A 19554-nucleotide genomic window follows, 5' to 3' on the forward strand; every position below is an offset into this window, starting at 1 on the left:
CTCCAAGTCGCGCTGAGCGCGGGTTCGAGCTGTCAAACGTCGGGCCAGGTTTCGGCGGCGCACCGGTTGGGAAAATCCGGGGACGGCGCCAGTCGTGGCGTGGAACACACCGGATGGAAGCGATGCCGCGATGAGCGAAACCCCGGCGCGAGTGAGCGCCTCCGACCCGCCGGCCGATCGGCTCGGATCGAGCCTCAAGCCCCGCCACATCACGATGATCTCGATCGCCGGGGTCATCGGCGCCGCTCTGTTCGTGGGTTCGGCGAACGCGATCGAAAAGGCCGGCCCGGCTGTTCTCATCTCCTATGCGCTCGCGGGCACGCTCGTCGTGCTGGTCATGCGGATGCTCGGCGAGATGGCGACCGCCGACCCCGACACCGGTTCGTTCTCCGTCTACGCCGACCGTGCCCTCGGCAGGTGGGCAGGGTTCTCCGTCGGCTGGTTGTACTGGTGGTTCTGGGTGCTGGTGATCCCGGTCGAGGCGACCGCGGCCGCCGCGATCCTCACCGATCTGATCGGTGGCGCCCAGTGGATCTGGGCGCTCGCGGTGACGATCGCGCTGACCGTCACCAGCCTGATCAGCGTCGGCAACTACGGCGAGTTCGAGTTCTGGTTCGCGCTCATCAAGGTCGTCGCCATCGTCGCGTTCATCGTGGTGGGCATCCTGGCGATCCTGGGTCTCATCCCGCACTCGGGGGTGAGCGGTCTCCACCATCTGTGGGAGCCGGATGGTTTCATGCCCAACGGTTTCGGCGCGGTCATCGCGGGGTTGCTCGTGACGATGTTCTCGTTCATGGGCACCGAGATCGTCACGATCGCGGCTGCAGAATCGCCCGATCCGGAGCGCGGCATCACCAAGGCCGTGAACTCGGTGATCTGGCGGATCTCGCTCTTCTACATCGGCTCGATCTTCGTCGTCGTGGCCCTGATGCCGTACGACCAGCTCTCCGACGGCTCATACCAGTCGGTGCTCGAGGCGATCGGTCTGCCCGGATCGGCGCTGATCATGGACCTCGTGATCCTCACGGCCGTGGCATCCTGTCTGAACTCCGCGCTGGATACGGCCTCGCGGATGTTGTACTCGCTCGGGAGTCGGCGCGATGCACCGCAGGCGGTCCGGTCGCTGACGGGCCACGGAGTGCCGTGGGTCGCGGTGCTGGCGTCGATGGTCGTCGGCTTCGTCGCCGTCATCGGCAACTATGTGTTGCCCGACAAGATCTTCGGCTACCTGCTCGCGACGAGTGGTGCGGTCGCGCTGTTCGTCTATCTGAGTGTTTCGGCAAGTCAGCTCGTGCTCGGTCGCTCGCTGCGAGCCAGGGGAGAGCAACCGCCCGTCAAGATGTGGCTGTTCCCGTACCTGACGATCGTGGTGATGGTGTTCATCATCGGCGTGCTGGTGCTGATGGCCTTCGACGCCGAGCAGCGGGAGGCCATCGGGTTGTCGGCGTTGTCGGCGGTGGTGATCGTGACGGTCGGCGTCGTGCTGCATCGACGACGCTCCGGAAACGTGGCGGAGGAACGGGAGTCCACCGCCGGGCACGTGTGAGCACCGTGCATGTCGCCCGCAGGTCGATGTGTCCGCCGGAACCGTGCGCTCACCGGACAGACTGTCGGTTGCCGACCGGTGCGCTGACCAGCAGAGTGGCGCCATGGCAATCGGCGCACCCTTGAACAGTCCCGACGCGACGGATGCCCCGCAGGGCGGTTACGGCGACAAGGTGCTCGCCGTCGAACCCGGGGGCAACGAGGCGATCCCGGTCGAGGCTCGCCACGGCGCACCGCGCGGCCTGTTCTGGACCTGGACCGCGCCCAACCTCGAGTTCGCGACGATCTTCGTCGGTGTCATCTCGATCCTGTACTTCGGACTGTCGTTCTGGCAGGCCGTCGCGGCGATGGCCATCGGCAACCTGCTGGGGGCGGCGGCGCACTTCCTGCTGTCGGCAGAAGGTCCGCTGCACGGGGTTCCGCAGATGGTACTCGGGCGCCTCGCGTTCGGGTACCGCGGCAACATCCTGCCGGCCACCTTCATGGCGGTGATGTGCGGCGTCGGATGGTTCGCGACGAACAGCGTCAGCGGCGCCTTCGCGTTGTCGACGCTGTTCGGGATCACGCCCTTGCTGGGGTTGGTGATCATCGTCGTCGCGCAGACCGCCTTCGCGTTCTTCGGGCACAACCTGGTCCAGCGGTTCGAACGCATCGCCGCTCCCGTACTCGCCGTAATCTTCGTGGTGGGCGCGGTGATCATCTTCGGCAAGTCCCATGTGTCCGCGCCGTCCGCTGACGGTGGCTTCGCCATCGGGGGGTTCCTGCTGACCATGGGTGCCGCGTTCGGTTACACCGCCGGGTGGACCCCGTATGCCGCCGACTACACGCGCTACCTGCCGCCGACCGTGTCCAAGGTCAAGACGGGGTTGTTCGCCTCTTCCGGTCTGTTCCTCTCGTGCACGTTCTTGATGGTGGTGGGCGCGGCATCGGTGACCATCGGAGACCCGGTGTCGGACAACCCGACCGAGGCGTTCACCGCCAACCTGCCGAGCCTCGTCGCCGATCTCACGCTCCTCGCGATCGCCGTCGGCGCCGTCGCCGCGAACGCGATCAACGTCTACTCCGGTTCGATGGCGTTCCTCGCCATGGGATTTCGGCTGCCCGTGGGCCTGCAGCGTGCGTTGGTGACGGTGTTCTTCGGCGTCGTCGGCTTCCTCGTCGCCTGGTGGGCCTTGGCCGACGCTGCGGCGTCGTATGAGGCGTTCCTGCTCCTCGTCGCGTACTGGATCGGGCCGTGGCTCGGCGTGGTCTTCGCAGATCGCCTGTTGCGCAGGGAGCCGCCGACCCTCGCACTCCTGTACGACACCCGCTACGCGAACTGGGGTGGCGTCGCGGCGTTCGTGCTCGGCCTGCTCGCCTCGGTCCTGTTGTTCTGCAACCAGGAGCGGTTCGTCGGGTATGTCGTCAGGGCGATCCCGGAGCTGGGTGACATCGGCGCCTTCGTCGGTTTCGCGCTCGCGTTCGGACTCTATCTGATCCTCGCCCGGGGACGAGTGGCGCAGTCCCAGCAGTCCCGGTCCTGAGCCGGAGTCCCCGGATCAGACGTCGAGGTCGGTCGATGCCCGGGAGGCGTTGACCGCCAACAACATCGACGGGTAGACCGCCGCGGCGGTGGGGTCGAACCCCAGCAGGCTCCGGATTCGGTCGAGGCGCTGATAGAGACTCTGCCGCCCGATGTGCAACGCCGCCGCCGAGCGCGTCGCGCTACACCCGTGGCGCAGATGGACATCCAGCGTCGCGACCAACTGGGTGGACTGTCTCGCGTCATGTTCCACCAGCGGGGCCACCAGGGACTGCAGATCCGACCGCGTCTGCGCGTCAAGTGCGTGCACGACATCGTCGGCAACCAGTTCGCGACCGGTGAAGACGCGGCGGGTCCGGTCTTCGCGGACGTGCAGAGCGGCACGATCGAGACGACGGGCGTTGTTCCGCAACGAATCCGCGATCGCCGCGACGATCTCGATTCCAGGTGAGGAGTCGCCCAGTCGGAACGTCGCACCGACGACCACGGTGATCCGGCCCGCGCCTCCGGCCGCCTTGTCGACTGCGTCTGCGACGTGGTCGACGGGGTCCTCGGCGTCAGGGGGCGCCGCGACCAGCCCGAAGACCGTCGCGTCGATCGTCGCCTGGACCAGCCCCGACGTCGCCGCCGCAGCGCGCGTCAGAACCGACTCGGCCATCCTCGGATCGGGCGCATCGGCCGCCACGGTCACGAGACGTGTGCTGTTGACGGCGGGCACGCCGGCGCCCGCGAGCCGCGCGATCAGGTCCGCGCGTCGCAGCGCGCGCCCACCGACCATCTCCTCGACGAGGCGCGCGCCGACGACCGAATGCCGTGCGCCCGAGCGGGTCAGCGTCGAGGCGATCGGTCCGGTGGCCACCCTCAGCAGGGCGGTGAGCTGGGGAAGGGGCATCTCGGGTCCGTCGCCGGAGGCCACAAGTCGTGCGATCTCACGGTCGCGGACGATCACCGGAACCGAGACCGGGGACGCATCGACGAGACGCCATGCCGATCGGTCGTCGTCGACGCCGTGCACGGCGAGGAGTGCACCTCCGGCCCCGACCAGAACCAGTGCCCGCCCGGTTGTCTCGGCCACGTGCGCGAGCATCCGCGCGACCCCGCCCGGTGCCACGAGGTCGTCGTGCAGGGCGTCGTCGAGTGCTGTGCGGAGTCGTAGTTCGTCGATCTCGTCGGAGACGATCGCGGTGTTCGCGTCGCGACAGATGTCGATGAACGGCAGGACACGGTTCAGTTCGATGATCGGCAGGCCAACCGATGACCCTTCGCGGACCATCTCCTCGGGGACGGCGTCGAAGGTCCGGCCGATCTCGAAAGCGAGTCCGGCGACCCCGCGTTCGGCGAGATCACGCACGTAGTGACGCCTCGTGCCGGCGTCGAGGCCGCCGAGTCCCAGCCCCGTGGTGAGCAGGAGCTCCCCGCCGGAGAGCAGCGGCCCGATCTCGAAGATCTCGCTGGAGTGGACCCATCGGACCGGGACGTCGAGCCGGTCGTGGGCGGTGAGTACCCGAGGGCCGGCGGGATCGAGGTGCCGATGGATGACGTCACGCAACGACGTGACCGAGGAGCCGGACATGAGAGGACGATATGCACGTTCGGCGTCGTGTGCAGTACGACGAAGTGTCAGTTGCCGCTCGCCGGCCGGGTGGGCACCCTGTCGGTATGAGTTCCCGCACCGACGCCGTCTCGGGTATCGACCTCTCGCACCTGCTCGACACGGCCTACCGACAGGCCCGCCTGGGTCTCGACGAGGGCGGCATCCCGATCGGTGCCGCCTTGTTCTCCGCCGGCGGAGAGCTCCTCGGCGAGGGGCGTAATCGCCGTGTCCAACACGACGATCCGTCGGTGCACGGTGAGACCGACGCGTTCCGCGCGGCCGGCCGGCAGCGGGATTATTCGTCGACGATCATGGTCACGACCCTCGCACCATGCTGGTATTGCAGCGGCCTGATCCGGCAGTTCGGCATCGGCGCGGTGGTCATCGGGGAGAACCGTACGTTCCAGGGCGGCGAGGACTGGCTCGCCGAACTCGGAATCCCGGTCACGATCCTCGACGACCAGCGCTGCGTGACGATGATGACGGAGTTCATCGACGCCGAACCCGCCCTGTGGAACGAGGACATCGGCGTCGCCGATGAGGATGGCGACGAGGCATGACCGACAGTCCGATCCTCACCGTCGACCTGTCCCGCTGGCGCGCGGGCGGAGCCGATGCCGCGGCGGTGTGCGCCGCGGTGGACGAATCCTTGCAAAAGGCGGGGTTTCTGCTGGTCACCGGACACGGTATCGACCCGGTGTTACCTGCCGAGCTGCGTGCGGCGGCGCGGGCGTTCTTCGCGTTGCCGGCCGAGGTGAAGCAGAAGTACGCGGTCGGCGTCGGCGGGCGCGGCTGGATCGGGCCGGGGATGGAGGCCAACGGATATGCCGAAGGTACCGAGACCCCGCCGGATCTGAAGGAGACCTACAACTCCGGTGCGCAGACGCCGGTGGGTGTCCCGGAGGTCGACGACTACTGGTTCGCGCCAGACGTCTGGCCGATCGAGGCGCCCCGGTTGAAGGAACTGTTCACCGCGTGGACCGCGCAGTGCAAGACGCTCTCCGACGACCTGCTCGCCCTGATGGCCGCGTCACTCGGGTTCGCCGCCGCCGACAATCCGTTCCGCGACCTCGCCGGGAACGCCACCTGGACGTCGAACATCAATCACTACCCGGCGATGGCGGTGGTGGGTGAACCCGAACCGGGGCAGTACCGCATCGGGCCGCACACCGACTTCGGGACCGTGACCGTGCTCGACCGGGAACCCGGCTCCGGCGGGTTGCAGGTCTACAGCGAGGACGGCGGCTGGGCGGACGCTCCGTACCACCCGGCCGCACTGACGGTGAACATCGGGGACCTGCTCGAGTACTGGTCCGGTGGACGGTGGCCGGCGGGACGCCATCGCGTGCTGCCGCCACAGCCCGACGCCCCCGAAGAAGACCTGATGTCGCTGATCTTCTTCTACGAGCTCGACCATGACGCGGTGGTTACCCCGATCGGGAAACCACTCGGACGGCGAGCAGGCCTCGAACCCGTGGTGTCCGGGGAGTTCATCCGGGAGCGTCTCGACGCGATCACCGTCGGCTGAACGCGGGTCCGGTCACGGGATCGCGCCGAACGGGTTGCCGCCGAAGGGGAGTCGTGGACCTCCGGACTGCCCGTCGGATTCGGGCACCGTCGTCTGCTGCTTGTCGACGGTGCTGCCCAGCTTCACCTGGACGGTCCGGGCATCCGATCCCGAGCCGATGGTCACGGGTACCGTCGCGCCCGGGGCGTGCGTCAGGACCTGTGCCATCAGATCGGCGTAGTCGGCGACGGGGGTGTCACCGATCTTCGTGATCACGTCGCCGCTCGAGATACCCGCCGAGGCGGCTGGTCCGCCCTGTTGCACCGTGACCTTCGCGCCGTCCCCCCGGCTCGATGATGACAACGAACCCGATACGCCCAGAACAGGTTTCGAGGCCTCGCCACTCTTCAGCAACTGGTTCGCGATACGTTCGGCGGTGTTGATCGGGATGGCGAAGCCGAGGCCGAAGGACTGCGGCCCGCCCGTCGAGGCCTGCCCGGTGTCGACGGCGGAGTTCACCGCGACGACCTGACCTTGCAGATTCACCAGCGGCCCACCGGAATTGCCGGGGTTGATGGGGGTGTCGGTCTGCAGGCCGTTGTAGACGGTGACCCCTGAACCCGTGTCGTCGCCGGCGGTCACGGTTCGCGAGAGCGCGCTGACGATGCCGGACGTCACCGTGTTCGAGAGACTGTCGGGGCTGCCGACGGCCACCACCTGTTCGCCGACCTGCAGCGCGTCCGAGTCACCGAGCGTCGCAGGGGTGAGACCCGACGCGCCGTCGAGCTTGATCACCGCGAGGTCGTACGACGGGGAGGTGCCGGTGATCGTAGCGGGATATTGCTTTCCGTCGCTGGTGGTCACCACGATCTTGCTACCCGATCCGGCCCCTGCCACCACATGGTTGTTGGTCAGGACATATCCGTCCGAGGAGAGGACGATGCCGCTGCCCACCGCTGTGCCCTGCGCCATCTGCACCTTGATGTCCGCGGTCGATTTGGACGCAACCTGTGCCGCGTAGGTCACCGACCCGGGCTTGACGTCGGCCGCGTTCACCGTGTTCGCGGGTTGCGAGCTGAGTACCGGCGCAGTCGGTGTGGCCTGGTGGTCGAGTAGCGCGCTCCCGCCGACACCGATGGCGCCGCCGAGGAGGCCCGCGAGCAGAGCGGTCACGATGATCGGCTTCGTCACGGTACGGGGGCGTGGCGACGGGGATGGCGAGCCGGGCGCGGGTACCGGATCGACGGGCGGACCGTCCCAGCCGCCGTACGGGGGCAGGGGCGGGCCGGGCTGACCCAGCGGCGCGGTGGGGGTGCGGTCGGGGGACTGAGGTGCGTTCACGGCACCACGATGCCGGTGCTTCTTGAGAACAAGCCGCTGATTACCTGCGAACTTCCTGACAGCTCAGATGGTGGGCTTCAGGTGTTTCTCGGAATGGTCGTCACGCGTCGTGGGTCGGGAGTGGTTTGCGCGGGCGGGCTGCGGCGAGTGCGGCCAGTCGATCGAGGTCCTCGGCGAGTGCGGCCCGCCGATCGCGGTGCCCCTTGATCAGGAGCCAGTAGATGCGGTCGAAACCCGGTGCGACATGGAGCATGTCGTAGGCCTGCACGATCCGCGTGCCGCCCGCTTCCGGTTCGAGCGTGATCCGCCATTCGGTGCTGTCGATCTTGCCCATCAGTCCGATGGTCTTCCAGGCCAGTACACGTGGCGGTTCGACCACGGTGAACACGCATGACCGGTTCCACAGGTAGATGCCGGACCTGTTGGTACCGCGGAAACGAACGCCGGGTGCCGCCGCGTTCTCGGGGCCGACCCAGCGCGCACCTCGGCACTCATGGCTCCACTCGCCGACCCGCGTCACGTCGCAGATGATCGCGAAAACGGCCTCGGGCGGGGCGTCGGCGAATGCTTCGTTGCGACCGTGGTGGGCGAGACGCCGAGTCATGACGCGTTCCTCGCGCCGACGGCGACCGGACCGATCTTCGACGCCCCGCCGTGTCCCCACATGAGTTCGGCCCGACGCCGGTAGCCGCGGGCGAAACCGTGCACGAGGATGAACCGCGGAATGGCCGGCACGACGCCGTAGATCAGATCCCGGTCCTCGTCTCCGAGGCCGTCGACGACCCAGTGGCCCTCTCGGCCGAGTTCAGCGAATCCCTTTGGTTTGACGAAGTATTCGTGTTCGACATCGCGATACTCCGCGGTGCTGATCGTGGCCGCGACGACCGGCATCGCCTCGAGCTCCTCTCGTTCGAGGTGGGGGAGTAGGACTTCGGAGAGCCGATCCAGCGCGTCGAGAAGCGTGTTCCGTGCCTCCGCGTCCGTGCGGTAGGCAGAGGCGGCGTCGACCAAAGCGTCGACGGCGGGGGCGATGCGAAGGTGGTCGGCTTCCATGTCGTCGAGAAGTGCTGCGGCACCGGGGTTTCGCGACCGGATGAGCGGCCACAGTCCCTCGTCCTCGCCGGTGTGGTGGAGATGGAGGAAGTGCATCATCCACGTGAGGTGGTCGGCGAGGGCGCGTCGTCGGGCGTCTTCGGGATAGGGCGGTGACGTGAGAACGACACGGGCACGCCTTAAGTCGCGGCGGAGCGCGCTGTGCACGACGCCCATGCTCCGGGTGTCGGCGGGTTCGTGCGGGGTGGTGGACATGGCGCTGTCCTCTCATTCGAAGGGCTGGAGTCAATTTGGACCGAGCAGCCGCAGGGTGGCGTCGGCGAGCCAGTTTTGATAGCGCGTCTGGCTCCATCCGGCGTTGTTGACGAGCAGGTCGTAGACCTCGGTGCTGATCACCGCCCACAGCCCCCCGGCTTCGTCGTCGGTGAGCGTGCGTCCGGCGATCGATTCGCCGGCGGTCCGCACGTCCGACCGTTGACGGCGGTACGCGTCGGCGAGCCGGGCGGCGAGTTCGGGGTCGAAAGAGGCGCCTTCCCGCAGCGCGCGGTACAGACCCGCGGTTCTGCCGTAGACCTCGGCGGCCAGGGCGGCGCCGGCTGCCGCACGTTCACGACGATTGCCGGCGGACATCGCGGCGAACCCCGGGCGCTCGACGAGGGGGACCGGACGATCGTCCCCGACGACCGCCACGTCGAACGCGGCGAGGAAAAGCCTTGTCTTCGAGCCGAATTTGGCATAGACGGTCTCGAAGGACACGCCGGCCTCGGCCGCGATCTCGCGTACCCCGACCGACCATCCACGCTCGGCGAACATCCTGATGGCCGTGTCGAGCACACGTGCGCGGGTTTCAGCCGCCTGGTCACGTCGCAGTGACGAGTCGTAGCTTCTCCGCGTCGCGGTGGCTGCGGAGGACTGCGGGTCTGACGTGCCCATACCTGAGTATGCGACTGGGTTCAATTCAATACAAGGGGTGTCAGACGAAAAGTTCGAGCGAGTGATCTGCGCGGCGCCGTTTCATAGCTCGAAGCCGCGGTGGGCGCGAGTCGGAGCTATGGAACGCGCTGATAATTCCTGCCCGGAACGATCGGGTCCGGGGCCATGCAGAGGGACCATGATCATGGACGAAAGGAGAGCCATGATCGGCACGCTCAACGCACTCGTCGACCTCGTCGACCGGACCACCGACGAGCCCATCGACCTGGCCGGATTCGCCCGGTCCAACGGGACGACGGAGTATCACCTGCGTCGGATGTTCGCCTCGCTGGCCGGGATGCCGTTCTCGGAGTACGTGCGGCGTCGTCGGATGACCCTCGCGGCAACGGATCTCGTGAGCAGCCACACCGGCCTGCTGGATCTCGCGGTGCGCTACGGCTATTCGTCGGTCGAGGCGTTCGGCCGGGCCTTTCGCACGGTTCATGGAGTGTCACCGTCGGACGTGCGGGCACATGGCGGTCCTTTCGCAACACAAGCCGTACTCAGGTTTCGCCTGATCGTCGAAGGGAGTCGTCCCATGGACGTCACGATCACCGACCGACCCGCATTCGTACTCGCCGGGCACGCAGCACAGGTGCCGCTCATCTACGAGGGGGTCAATCCGCACATCCAGCAGCACATCGCGTCGATCGCGCCCGAGGAACACGCCCGACTCAAGTCGCTCAACGACACCGAACCCGCCGGCATCCTGGCCATCACGGACGGAAGCGAGCCCGACGCGCCCGAAGGGATACTGGTCACCTACCTGCACGGTGTTGCGCTGCAGCACGATTCGACGGTGCCGGCGGACCTGTCGGGCATCCCGGTGACCGCCGGGGCGTGGGCCACATTTCGGTCGTCCGGTCCGTTCCCGCAGACGCTCCAGAAGACCTGGGCCGCGACGGCCACCGAGTGGTTCCCGTCGAATCCGTGGCGACTGCGGCCCGGCCCCACATTCGTGCGCTACCTCGAACTGACCGCGTCGTACGCCGACGCCGAGATCTGGATGCCGGTCGAACGAGCCTGAGCACCACAGAACGGCGGCGAGGCCGACGAGGCGGTCACCAGTTGTAGTCGAGGAACTTTCCGTCGAAGGTCACGACGACGCGGTCGCCACCCGGGTCGGCGCGACGCGCGATGTCGACCTTGAAGTTGATCGCGCTCATGATCCCGTCGCCGAACTCCTCGTGGATGAGTTCCTTGAGCGCCGGACCGTAGACGTCCAGGGCCTCGTAGAAGCGGTAGATCGTGGGGTCGCTGGTCGCGGCTTCGTCGGGGGTCCGGGTCGGTTGTCGGCGCAGGCTCTCGGCGACGCCCTCGCCGAGGCCGAGCATCTCGACCACCGCGGTGGCCTTGTCCGCCGGGACGGGATGTTTGCCGAGCAGGGCCGCGACCGTCCACACCAGCGGCGCGTCGATCTTCTCGGCGATCGCTGCCCAGGTGAGTCCCTGCCGGATTCGGGCCGCGACGATGAGGTCGGCGGCGTCGGACTTCGGCATGATCGGGGTGGTCATCGTGTCTCCTCGGTCGGTTCGGTGATGCCCGTCGACGCGGGGATCGGCGATCTGGTCGAATCCTGTTGATACGTCGAGGGTTATCTCCACCATGCATACGTGCCGGCGGATTTCCAAGGTGCTGCCGGACTCAGCCGAAGAGTTCACACGACGGACACGGCGGTACGAGGAAGAGGTAATCGCGGTGAAACATCACCGCGGCGAACCGCTCGAGAGAGGTCGATGTAACACCGGGTCGTCCCGACGACACCTCCACGACATGTGGCCTCGTTTCGATGGGGGTCAAGAGTCACGAATCGAAACGCTCGGGGAGAATGTCTTGTCTTATGTGAATCCGTCCGAATTCGCGGTGAAGATGGTGGACGCCGGTGAGGCGAAGGTGTTCCTGTCCACCCGCGACACGATCATCCGCGCTTACATGGCCGGAGCGATCCTCGCTCTCGCGGCCGCATTCGCTGTGACGGTCACCGTCCGCACCGGTGAACCACTGCTCGGGGCGTTGCTGTTCCCGGTCGGCTTCTGTCTGCTGTATCTGATGGGTTTCGACCTGCTCACCGGGGTGTTCACGCTCGTCCCGCTCGCCCTGATCGACAAACGACGCGGTGTGACGGTGAAATCCATGCTGCGCAATTGGAGTTGGGTGTTCCTGGGGAACTTCCTGGGCGCCTTCACCGTCGCGGTGATGATGGCGGTGATCGTGACCTACGGCTTCAGTGTCGACCCGGACGAGGTGGGCCGGCAGCTCGGCGAGATCGGGCACAGCCGGACCGTCGGATATGCCGAGCACGGCGCCGCCGGGATGCTGACGCTGTTCATCCGTGGCGTCCTGTGCAACTGGATGGTGTCCACCGGCGTCGTCGGGGCGATGATGTCGACGTCGTTGCCCGGCAAGGTTCTCGCCATGTGGATGCCGGTGATGGTGTTCTTCTACATGGGATTCGAGCACTCGATCGTCAACATGTTCCTGTTCCCCTCGGGTCTGATGCTCGGTGGCGACTTCTCGATCGGCGACTACCTCGTCTGGAACGAGATCCCCACGGTCATCGGTAATCTCGTCGGCGGTCTCACCTTCGTCGGGTTCACGATCTACATCACTCACGCACGCACCGCCGCCGACCGTCGGCCCGTCTCCCATGATGAGACGGCCGAGGTCGACGTCGCGGCACCCGCCGAGATCGAGAGCGTCAAGACGGTCTGACCGGAGTATCCGCTCCCGGGGTCGTCGTCGGCGACCCCGGGACGCGTTCGTCCTGGAGCGCCCTGGCATACCAGGCGCCGAGCCCCAGCAGGATCAGGCCCGTCACGATGAACACGAGGACCCGGAAGATCCCGTCGAGGGTGGCCAGGTCGAACAGGAACAGCTTGGCCATCGCCGCGGCGACGAGCACCAGGCCGCCGGTGACCGCGGCGGTGCGTTCGTTGCCGGTGCGGCGCCGGGCGACGGCCAGCGCCGCGCCGGCGAGAACGACCCAGCAGGTGGTCGCGACGACATGCCCGCCGAGGAATCCGTCGGCCCCGGCGAACAACACCCCGGCGTTCACGCTGATGGCGGTCACCGAGTACACCACGACCACGGCAGCCGCGGCGTAGGCGACACGGGCCAGATCCCCAGCGGTCAGCCGGGTCCACCCGACGGCAATCGCGATGGCCCCGACGGCGGCGAGCACGCTGCCGATCACGATCGACAACGAGGCGTTGTCCGCCATGAGACGGGTCTGGGCCAGCACGTACGGCGGCATGTCGTCGAGCAGGGCTGCGAAGCCGATTCCCCAGAGGACCGTGCTCCCGGCCAGCAGGACCACCGACGTCGCCGACCAGGCGCGGGCGACCAGGGCGGTCACCGTCGCGAGGCCGAGCACCGCGGACACCGCCATCGTGCCGTCGAAGCACTCGAGGATGGCGACGAACAGTACGACGAGCGAGGTCGCGGTCCAGATCTGAGCGACCACGTCGGGGAGTTCGAAGTGCTCGGTCCGGACCGCCGAGCAGGTGACGGCGACACCGATGACGAGCACGGCGACCGCCGCCTGCAGCGCAACCGCACCCGCGGTGTCCAGGACCGCACCGGCGAACAGGACCGGGATCGTCGTGGCCGACGCCAGACCTGCGAACAGCTCACGGAATCGGGTGGTGGGCATCGCCACGAGCGCGCCCGCGAACCCGAGGACGATCACGACGAGTGCGGCACCGGCGAACTGGAATCCGGTGTTCGTGGTGCTCGTTCCGCCCAGGGCGGCCAGGCCGACAACGGTGAGCGGGATCGTGGGCGCGGCCAGTCGCACGGTGTGCAACCAGATCCAGTCGCGGCGCCACTGAACCCACGCCGACGCGGTAGCGAGTACCACCATGAACGCGATCAGGGTCATGTCGAGACCGCCGGTCAGCACCGGACCGAGAACGATGAGTGGAACCACCACGAGCAGGCCGAGATGTTCACTGCGCCAGCGGTATGCGAGAACCAGGCCGCCGGCCGCGACGATCCCGGCGACGGTCAGTCCCGCCCCCACGGGGAGCCACTCGTAGATCTTGGTGGCGGCCAGGACGTCGAGGTAACCGGCCGCGATACCTGTGGCCGCCGTGGCGATCGCGCCGATCCGGCCATCCGGCTTGTGGCGCAACCAGATCGCGGTGCCGACGAGCGCAGTCGCGAGCACCGCGCCGCCCGCAACGCGGAACTCCGGGCGCAGGATGCCGGCCTGCGCGGCCAGGACCAGGAGCAGGGCGATGCCGATCAATGTGACGCCGACACCGGCGGTGGCGAGGATCTTGCCGATCAGACCACGCTCGGCGGCTGCGGCGACACGCTCGGACAACGGGCGCGCGGGGGGACGCGGCTGCAAGGGAGCGGCCGGTGGACGCACCATCGGACCGTACGCGGGATGCGTCCCCGGACGTGACGGAGCCGGCGGGATGGGCGGTCCGTAGGCGTACGAACCCTGATTCGGCGGACGTCCGGGTGACGCCCACTGAGTTGCCGGTTGCGGGTTGGCCGGCGGCGGGCCCATCGGAGGTGCGGGTGCCGGGGCCACGGTCGGCGGGGTGAGCGGTCCGGCCGGATGCTCCTGCTGGAAAGGTTTCGACTGTACCGGACGGTCGGGCCGCGCGGCGTCGCCGGCAGGACCCTCGACATCTGCGACGATCCGCCGCAGTTCGGCGAACTCGGCCGAGACGGTGGACATCTGGCGGGCGATGGCATCGAACTCGGTGGAGATCCGCGCGAGTGTCGCGGCGCCCGGATCGCCCCCGAACGTGCTGCTGGATGTGGTCATGGAATGACCGTGTCTCCTCGAGGTCCACGGGACATGAGTAGTGCTACTCACCGGGGTTGGGGGTTTCGTGCGCAGGTCGGCATGGGTATGCCATCGGCATGAACGACGTACAGAATCCCACCGACCGCGGGCGACAGGACGTCGAGAAGAGGTGGCAGGACACCGGCAGTTACCGGTCCGCAGCCCTCTACGTGGCCGCCGTCGTCGGAGTCGGAGCCATCGCGTGTGCGATCTTCCTCGCCGTCGATCGCACGAACATCGTCCTCGCATCCCTGGTTCCCGGCGTATTCGTCCTCGGTGGTCTCGGCGCGCTGGTCATCGCCTACCGCACCTACCGCCGCGGCGGAACCTGGCCGATGTGGCAGGGCGCCGCGTGGTTCCTCTTCGCGTTGATGCTGGTGACTCTCTCGTTCCCGGCCATGGCGGGTTGACCGCGCCGGAGTCGCTGAGAAGGGTCTGACCGCGACGACCCCGTCCTCGTGACTGCGGCATGATGTCTGCCATGTCGACCCCGTCGCGCACCGGCACGCTCGCCGTCGGCACCATGGTCCTGCTCACGGCGCTCTACTTCGCGCAGGGCCTGCCGTACGGGTTCTTCAGCCAGGCGGTGCCTGTCATCCTGCGCGAGGAGGGATACTCCCTCACGCAGATCAGCGTGTACGGGCTGCTCTTCGCGCCGTGGGGACTCAAGTTCCTCTGGGCGCCGTATGTCGACCGGTACGGAACCCGACGCCGCTGGCTCCTCGCGATGCAACTGACCTCCGCGACGGTCGCCCTCGTCCTGGCCTGCATCGATCTCTCCGGGACGCTGGTCTGGCTCCTCGTCGGCATCGCCGTCATCAACCTGGCGTCGGCGACCCAGGACATCGCCACCGACGGGCTGGCCGTACAGACCCTCGGACCCCGACAACGCGGTCTCGGCAACGGGATTCAGGTGGGCGCTTACCGGGTCGGCATGATCGTCGGCGGCGGTGGGCTGCTGTGGCTGTTCTCGCTCGCCGGATGGCGGAGCCTCTTCGTCGCGATGTCGATCCTGCTCGTCGCTCTCACAGTGCCGGTCTGGTTCCTTGCCCGCACACCCGCGGACGCGACGACAACGTCGAATGCACAGGCGCATGTCTCGCGGACGACGCCGTCACTGCTCCTCACCGGTTGGCTCGCCCGGCTACGACGCCCCGGCGTTGTGGTGTTCATCCTGGTCGTCGGGGCCTACAAGTTCGGCAACTCGATGGGTTCGGCCCTCGTCGGGCCCTTCATGTCCGACATCGGCCTGAGCCTGGGACAGATCGCCCTCGTCGAAGGGGCGTTGTCGTCGGCGGGTGCGCTCGCCGGCGCGGCCCTCGGCGGGTGGCTGGCGTTTCGCTACGGACGGCGTCAGGCCTTGTTGTTCGGCGGTGTCACCCAAACTCTCAGTCTGGCTTTGTATTTGGTGGCCGCATCGGGCGTCGGCGGGTTCTGGCTCGTGGTGAGTGCGAGCCTGGCCGAACACATTCTCGGTGGGGCGGCGACCGTCGCGGTGTTCACGCTCATGATGGACGCGTGCGAGAAGGGATACGAGGGCAGCGACTACACGCTGTTCGCCTGCACGGTCGTCGGCGTCCAGGGCGCGGCCGGGTTCGCGGCGGGCGTCGTCGGTGATCTGTTCGGCTTCCCGACCCTGTTCGCGACGGCCCTGGTGCTCTCGGGTATCGGCGTCGTCGTCATGATCCGCGCGCTCGATCGCGGTATGGGACCGGAGTCGATCCAGGCTCTTGCGCGCACTGGGTCGATCAGCGACGACCGGGGATGAGCGTGGCCAGGGTCTCGTCGACGACCCGTTCGAGATCGTCCCCGAGGCTCCCGGCGAGGAACTGTTGGGCGAGCTCGGCCATGGCGCCGGTGAAGACGGCCGCCCGCACCCGACCGGTGAGCGGATCGGTCTCCCGGGCGTCGGCCTCGGCGAAGGAGAGTTCGAAGAGCATGTTCTGAGTCGCGGCACGCCGCTGCGCGAGCACCGGATTGGTCCGTCCCTCGGTGAACAGGATGCGGCCGCGACGCGGGTCCTCCGACGCGTGACCGAGGACCGCCAGCATGCCGGCGCGGGTGCGTGCTCGGACCGAGTGACCTGCGGTGGTCATGGCGGCTTCGACCACTGCGCCCAGCTCGGCGGCAGTGGCATCGTAGACGGCGCCGAGTAGCTCGTCGGTGTCGGCGAAGCTCTCGTAGAAGTAGCGGGTGTTGAACCCGCAGTGCCGGCACACCGACCGCACCGACAACTCGGTCTCGGGTCCGCTGCCGCCGAAGATGTCGAGAGCCGCGGCGATCAGGATTGCTCGGCGCTCGGCGCGGCGGTCCTCCAGGGGGACGCCGGCCCATCGGGTCGGACTCGACATCGTTTCACCATAGACGGGCTGACCCGGCACGGAGCAAGGTCTGGTCACGTGTGTACCCAAAGCGTTAAAGTGGGTACAACCGTGACCACATGGCGACCGTGCCCATGTGGCGTCGTCGCATCGGTGGTCCGGGTCGGGGATGACCCGCTCCGGACGTCGGTATCGAGAAAGGACGATCGATGAACGTTCCCTTGGCGCCCCTACGGCTGCCGTCGACGGAATGGGTCCCGCTGGACCTGCCGCACGAGATGCTGGGATCGTGGCTCAACGGCAAGTTCGACGAGAACGTCCGCGCGAAGTTCTTCCGCGGGATGGAATTCGAGAACCCGGCCGGTGACCCCGGGTGGTTCGGACCGGACAGCGCCACCTGGTACGTCCACTCGCACACGCCTGCGCTGATCTTCGGACTGCAGAGCGCGTCGTACATCGAGCGCCTCGACCCCAGCATCTTCTGGATGGGCATGCATCACTCCCGTCTGGTCCGGCGACGTGAGGACGGCACCGCGACCACCGCCATCGATCCGGACGGTGCGATGACCCGCCTCGGGCACTCGCTCGCGTTCTTCATGGGGACCGCCTACGGATCGACGGAAACCGCTGAGCGACTCGCCCGTACCGTGCGGGCGATGCACCATACGATCAAGGGGGTCCGGCCCGACGGCGCCGCCTACGACGCCGACGATCCCGAGTGGTTGCGATGGAACTACGCGACGGTCGTATGGGGTATCGCCACGGCACACGAGATCTACCACCCGCGACCTCTGCGCGGAGCCGAACTCGACAGGTACTACGGGGAATTCGTGCGCGTGGGTCATGCGCTCGGCGGAACCGGCCTGCCCACCACCAAGGCCGACACCCTGGAATGTCTCGAGTCGTACCTGCCCCGGCTGGCCCTGACGCACGGCAACGCGATGGCCACGGGCGCCAATCTGCGGAATCGTGCTCAGGCGGCGGTGGATTGGGCGATCCGGGACATCCAGCCGCGCTGGGCCCAGCAACTCATCTCCTACCGGCCGCCGAACCCGGTCGAACGGCGCGCCCGCCGATCCGCCGTATGGACCATCATCAACTCGGCCCATCTGTCGATGGGGGAGGCGCCGGAGTTCGCCGCCGCCAAGCGCCGCGTCGCCGGCGGCACCGACGTGCCCCATACCTTGCCCCGGTACGAACTCGGCTCCGATCCCGAGCTCAGTCGCACGGAGGTTGAAGCCGCTTTCTCCCACTAGGTCGTCGACTCGAAGGGCGGCGCATCCTAACGGATGTGTCGCCCCTTGTCGTCGAAAAAGCCATTCCCGCAACAAGTTTCGCCAGTGTGAATCCGGCGTGAGCCTATCTGAAGCGGAAACAGGGAATTCATCTCACGTCACGCCGGTGTAACAAAGCCTAAATACGTTTACCCGACATACGCGAGATCGCTAACCAAGTAGCGGCGCGTATCTCATCGGGGGGTCGAGGTGCGGAGTTGCACCTGCTATCTGTCATGGCCCGCCTGAGCCGACCTGAGACGTATTGAGAAAGGCCTTCGGATGCCGTTTGATTCATTGCCGTCCGCCGTCACCCCCACACGCCGTAGGCGGTACGGAATCCTCATCCCGGCGGCGCTGTCCGCCGTCGCACTCGCGCTGAGCGCCTGTGGCAGCTCGGCCAGTGAGGACGCGGCTTCGGGCGCCGAGTCGTGCGTCGACACCTCGGGCGACACCATCAAGGTCGGTTCACTGAACTCGCTGTCGGGCACGATGGCGATCTCCGAGGTCACCGTGCGGGACTCGATCAAGCTGGCCGTCGACCAGATCAACGACAACGGCGGCGTGCTGGGCAAGCAGATCCAGCTCATCGGCGAGGACGGCGCCTCCGAGCCCACCATCTTCGCCGAGAAGGCCGAGAAGCTGATCTCGGCGGACTGTGTTGCAGCGGTGTTCGGCGGCTGGACGTCGTCGAGCCGCAAGGCGATGCTGCCGGTCTTCGAGGACAACAACTCCCTGCTGTACTACCCGGTGCAGTACGAGGGCCTCGAGTCGTCGAAGAACATCTTCTACACCGGTGCCACCACCAACCAGCAGATCGTGCCGGCCCTGGAGTACCTGAAGGAGAAGGGCGTCAAGTCCCTCTACCTCGTCGGCAGCGACTACGTCTTCCCGCAGACGGCCAACCGCATCATCAAGGCCTACGCCGAGGCCAACGGCATCGAGATCAAGGGTGAGGACTACACCCCGCTCGGCTCGACGGACTTCTCGACCATCGTCAACAAGGTCCGCACCGCCGACGCCGACGCCGTGTTCAACACCCTCAACGGCGACTCCAACGTGGCCTTCTTCCGCGAGTACAAGAACGTCGGTCTGACCCCGCAGGCGATGCCGGTCGTGTCGGTCTCGATCGCCGAGGAAGAGGTCGGCGGCATCGGTGTCGAGAACATCGAGGGGCAGTTGGTCGCGTGGGACTACTACCAGACCGTCGACAACCCGGCGAACAAGTCCTTCGTCGAGGACTACAAGGCCGCCTACGGCGCCAACAAGCCCACCTCCGATCCCATGGAGGCGGCCTACGTCTCGGTCTACCTGTGGAAGAACACGGTCGAGAAGGCGAACTCGTTCGCGGTTGCCGATGTCCAGAAGGCCGCCGGCGGAGTCACTTTCGAGGCTCCCGAGGGCCTGGTGACCATCGACGGCGAGAACAACCACATCACCAAGACCGCTCGTATCGGTGAGATCCGCGGTGACGGACTCATCTACTCGGTGTGGGATTCGGGCCAGCCGATCGAGCCGGACCCCTACCTCAAGTCCTACCCGTGGGCCGAGGGCCTGAGCAGCTGACGCGTCGTGCCCCGTCTCGCGCCCGTGCGCGGGGCGGGGCACACCCGTTGTTCTC

Annotated in this window: 18 protein-coding genes; 10 read left to right on the forward strand and 8 right to left on the reverse strand. The window is 67.3% G+C overall.

Annotation, left to right across the window (positions count from 1 at the left end; genetic code table 11):
- Nucleotides 1-130 precede the first annotated feature (130 nt).
- Complete coding sequence (locus C5O27_RS10515) at nucleotides 131-1546, forward strand: amino acid permease (protein WP_127962664.1); 1416 nt, start codon at nucleotides 131-133, stop codon at nucleotides 1544-1546.
- Nucleotides 1547-1649: 103 nt separating this feature from the next.
- The gene (locus tag C5O27_RS10520; RefSeq protein ID WP_040003966.1) at nucleotides 1650-3068 is read left to right on the forward strand and encodes a purine-cytosine permease family protein; all 1419 of its coding nucleotides are present in this window, start codon (nucleotides 1650-1652) and stop codon (nucleotides 3066-3068) included.
- 15 nt (nucleotides 3069-3083) lie between these two features.
- Here the strand turns inward: C5O27_RS10520 and C5O27_RS10525 are convergent, their stop codons facing one another.
- The gene (locus C5O27_RS10525) at nucleotides 3084-4640 is read right to left on the reverse strand and encodes a PucR family transcriptional regulator (RefSeq protein ID WP_006357401.1); all 1557 of its coding nucleotides are present in this window, start codon (nucleotides 4638-4640) and stop codon (nucleotides 3084-3086) included.
- Between the two features lie 86 nt (nucleotides 4641-4726).
- On the opposite strand from C5O27_RS10525, the gene C5O27_RS10530 reads away from it, so the two are divergent.
- Nucleotides 4727-5221, forward strand: coding sequence for a nucleoside deaminase (locus tag C5O27_RS10530; protein ID WP_050918631.1), 495 nt, complete (start codon nucleotides 4727-4729; stop codon nucleotides 5219-5221).
- Nucleotides 5218-6189 carry an isopenicillin N synthase family dioxygenase gene (locus C5O27_RS10535; protein WP_006357403.1) on the forward strand — a complete coding sequence of 324 codons (972 nt, stop codon included), beginning with the start codon at nucleotides 5218-5220 and terminating at the stop codon, nucleotides 6187-6189. Before C5O27_RS10530 ends, C5O27_RS10535 begins: the two co-directional genes overlap by 4 nt.
- Before the next feature lie 12 nt (nucleotides 6190-6201).
- On the opposite strand, the gene C5O27_RS10540 is transcribed toward C5O27_RS10535, so the two are convergent.
- From C5O27_RS10540 to C5O27_RS10555, 4 genes are all read right to left on the reverse strand, one after another.
- Nucleotides 6202-7509 carry a S1C family serine protease gene (locus tag C5O27_RS10540; protein ID WP_127962665.1) on the reverse strand — a complete coding sequence of 436 codons (1308 nt, stop codon included), beginning with the start codon at nucleotides 7507-7509 and terminating at the stop codon, nucleotides 6202-6204.
- 100 nt (nucleotides 7510-7609) lie between these two features.
- Nucleotides 7610-8113 (reverse strand): SRPBCC family protein, encoded by a 504-nt coding sequence (locus tag C5O27_RS10545; RefSeq protein WP_127962666.1) that lies wholly within the window; start codon nucleotides 8111-8113, stop codon nucleotides 7610-7612.
- Entirely contained in the window at nucleotides 8110-8817 is a 708-nt protein-coding gene (locus C5O27_RS10550) for a hemerythrin domain-containing protein (RefSeq protein ID WP_127962667.1), read from the reverse strand. Before C5O27_RS10550 ends, C5O27_RS10545 begins: the two co-directional genes overlap by 4 nt.
- Before the next feature lie 30 nt (nucleotides 8818-8847).
- Nucleotides 8848-9495: a TetR/AcrR family transcriptional regulator gene (locus tag C5O27_RS10555; protein WP_244216626.1), complete on the reverse strand. Its 648-nt coding sequence runs from the start codon at nucleotides 9493-9495 to the stop codon at nucleotides 8848-8850.
- Between the two features lie 202 nt (nucleotides 9496-9697).
- Here C5O27_RS10555 and C5O27_RS10560 point away from each other — a divergent pair, with 202 nt between their 5' ends.
- Complete coding sequence (locus C5O27_RS10560) at nucleotides 9698-10561, forward strand: AraC family transcriptional regulator (protein ID WP_006357408.1); 864 nt, start codon at nucleotides 9698-9700, stop codon at nucleotides 10559-10561.
- 34 nt (nucleotides 10562-10595) lie between these two features.
- Here C5O27_RS10560 and cynS read toward each other — a convergent pair whose 3' ends face one another.
- Nucleotides 10596-11048, reverse strand: coding sequence for a cyanase (gene cynS / locus C5O27_RS10565; RefSeq protein ID WP_006357409.1), 453 nt, complete (start codon nucleotides 11046-11048; stop codon nucleotides 10596-10598).
- Between the two features lie 319 nt (nucleotides 11049-11367).
- Between cynS and C5O27_RS10570 the strand changes: the two genes are divergently transcribed.
- Nucleotides 11368-12246 (forward strand): formate/nitrite transporter family protein, encoded by an 879-nt coding sequence (locus tag C5O27_RS10570; protein WP_006357410.1) that lies wholly within the window; start codon nucleotides 11368-11370, stop codon nucleotides 12244-12246.
- On the opposite strand, the gene C5O27_RS10575 is transcribed toward C5O27_RS10570, so the two are convergent.
- Complete coding sequence (locus tag C5O27_RS10575; RefSeq protein WP_127962668.1) at nucleotides 12233-14317, reverse strand: DUF2339 domain-containing protein; 2085 nt, start codon at nucleotides 14315-14317, stop codon at nucleotides 12233-12235. The genes C5O27_RS10570 and C5O27_RS10575 overlap by 14 nt on opposite strands.
- Before the next feature lie 98 nt (nucleotides 14318-14415).
- Between C5O27_RS10575 and C5O27_RS10580 the strand changes: the two genes are divergently transcribed.
- On the forward strand, nucleotides 14416-14748 hold the full coding sequence (locus tag C5O27_RS10580; protein WP_006357412.1) for a hypothetical protein: 333 nt from the start codon (nucleotides 14416-14418) through the stop codon (nucleotides 14746-14748).
- A 71-nt stretch (nucleotides 14749-14819) separates the two neighbouring features.
- Nucleotides 14820-16106, forward strand: coding sequence for an MFS transporter (locus C5O27_RS10585; protein WP_006357413.1), 1287 nt, complete (start codon nucleotides 14820-14822; stop codon nucleotides 16104-16106).
- Here C5O27_RS10585 and C5O27_RS10590 read toward each other — a convergent pair.
- Nucleotides 16087-16689 carry a TetR/AcrR family transcriptional regulator gene (locus C5O27_RS10590; RefSeq protein ID WP_127962669.1) on the reverse strand — a complete coding sequence of 201 codons (603 nt, stop codon included), beginning with the start codon at nucleotides 16687-16689 and terminating at the stop codon, nucleotides 16087-16089. The two genes, C5O27_RS10585 and C5O27_RS10590, sit on opposite strands and share 20 nt — an antisense overlap.
- A 179-nt stretch (nucleotides 16690-16868) precedes the next feature.
- On the opposite strand from C5O27_RS10590, the gene C5O27_RS10595 reads away from it, so the two are divergent.
- Both C5O27_RS10595 and urtA read left to right on the forward strand, forming a co-directional pair.
- Nucleotides 16869-17915 carry an oxygenase MpaB family protein gene (locus tag C5O27_RS10595; RefSeq protein ID WP_006357415.1) on the forward strand — a complete coding sequence of 349 codons (1047 nt, stop codon included), beginning with the start codon at nucleotides 16869-16871 and terminating at the stop codon, nucleotides 17913-17915.
- Between the two features lie 300 nt (nucleotides 17916-18215).
- On the forward strand, nucleotides 18216-19499 hold the full coding sequence (gene urtA, locus C5O27_RS10600; protein WP_127962670.1) for an urea ABC transporter substrate-binding protein: 1284 nt from the start codon (nucleotides 18216-18218) through the stop codon (nucleotides 19497-19499).
- Nucleotides 19500-19554 lie beyond the last annotated feature (55 nt).

It is taken from the genome of Gordonia alkanivorans (assembly GCF_004011905.1).
GTDB lineage: Bacteria > Actinomycetota > Actinomycetes > Mycobacteriales > Mycobacteriaceae > Gordonia > Gordonia alkanivorans.

What these genes read in the sequence shown, in the direction of transcription:
- C5O27_RS10515 (WP_127962664.1), top strand. Translation starts at nt 131, where the DNA reads ATGAGCGAAACCCCGGCGCGAGTGAGCGCCTCCGACCCGCCGGCCGAT.
- C5O27_RS10520 (WP_040003966.1), top strand. Translation starts at nt 1,650, where the DNA reads ATGGCAATCGGCGCACCCTTGAACAGTCCCGACGCGACGGATGCCCCG.
- C5O27_RS10525 (WP_006357401.1), bottom strand. Translation starts at nt 4,640, where the DNA reads ATGTCCGGCTCCTCGGTCACGTCGTTGCGTGACGTCATCCATCGGCAC.
- C5O27_RS10530 (WP_050918631.1), top strand. Translation starts at nt 4,727, where the DNA reads ATGAGTTCCCGCACCGACGCCGTCTCGGGTATCGACCTCTCGCACCTG.
- C5O27_RS10535 (WP_006357403.1), top strand. Translation starts at nt 5,218, where the DNA reads ATGACCGACAGTCCGATCCTCACCGTCGACCTGTCCCGCTGGCGCGCG.
- C5O27_RS10545 (WP_127962666.1), bottom strand. Translation starts at nt 8,113, where the DNA reads ATGACTCGGCGTCTCGCCCACCACGGTCGCAACGAAGCATTCGCCGAC.
- C5O27_RS10550 (WP_127962667.1), bottom strand. Translation starts at nt 8,817, where the DNA reads ATGTCCACCACCCCGCACGAACCCGCCGACACCCGGAGCATGGGCGTC.
- C5O27_RS10555 (WP_244216626.1), bottom strand. Translation starts at nt 9,495, where the DNA reads ATGGGCACGTCAGACCCGCAGTCCTCCGCAGCCACCGCGACGCGGAGA.
- C5O27_RS10560 (WP_006357408.1), top strand. Translation starts at nt 9,698, where the DNA reads ATGATCGGCACGCTCAACGCACTCGTCGACCTCGTCGACCGGACCACC.
- cynS (WP_006357409.1), bottom strand. Translation starts at nt 11,048, where the DNA reads ATGACCACCCCGATCATGCCGAAGTCCGACGCCGCCGACCTCATCGTC.
- C5O27_RS10575 (WP_127962668.1), bottom strand. Translation starts at nt 14,317, where the DNA reads ATGACCACATCCAGCAGCACGTTCGGGGGCGATCCGGGCGCCGCGACA.
- C5O27_RS10580 (WP_006357412.1), top strand. Translation starts at nt 14,416, where the DNA reads ATGAACGACGTACAGAATCCCACCGACCGCGGGCGACAGGACGTCGAG.
- C5O27_RS10585 (WP_006357413.1), top strand. Translation starts at nt 14,820, where the DNA reads ATGTCGACCCCGTCGCGCACCGGCACGCTCGCCGTCGGCACCATGGTC.
- C5O27_RS10590 (WP_127962669.1), bottom strand. Translation starts at nt 16,689, where the DNA reads ATGTCGAGTCCGACCCGATGGGCCGGCGTCCCCCTGGAGGACCGCCGC.
- C5O27_RS10595 (WP_006357415.1), top strand. Translation starts at nt 16,869, where the DNA reads ATGAACGTTCCCTTGGCGCCCCTACGGCTGCCGTCGACGGAATGGGTC.
- urtA (WP_127962670.1), top strand. Translation starts at nt 18,216, where the DNA reads ATGCCGTTTGATTCATTGCCGTCCGCCGTCACCCCCACACGCCGTAGG.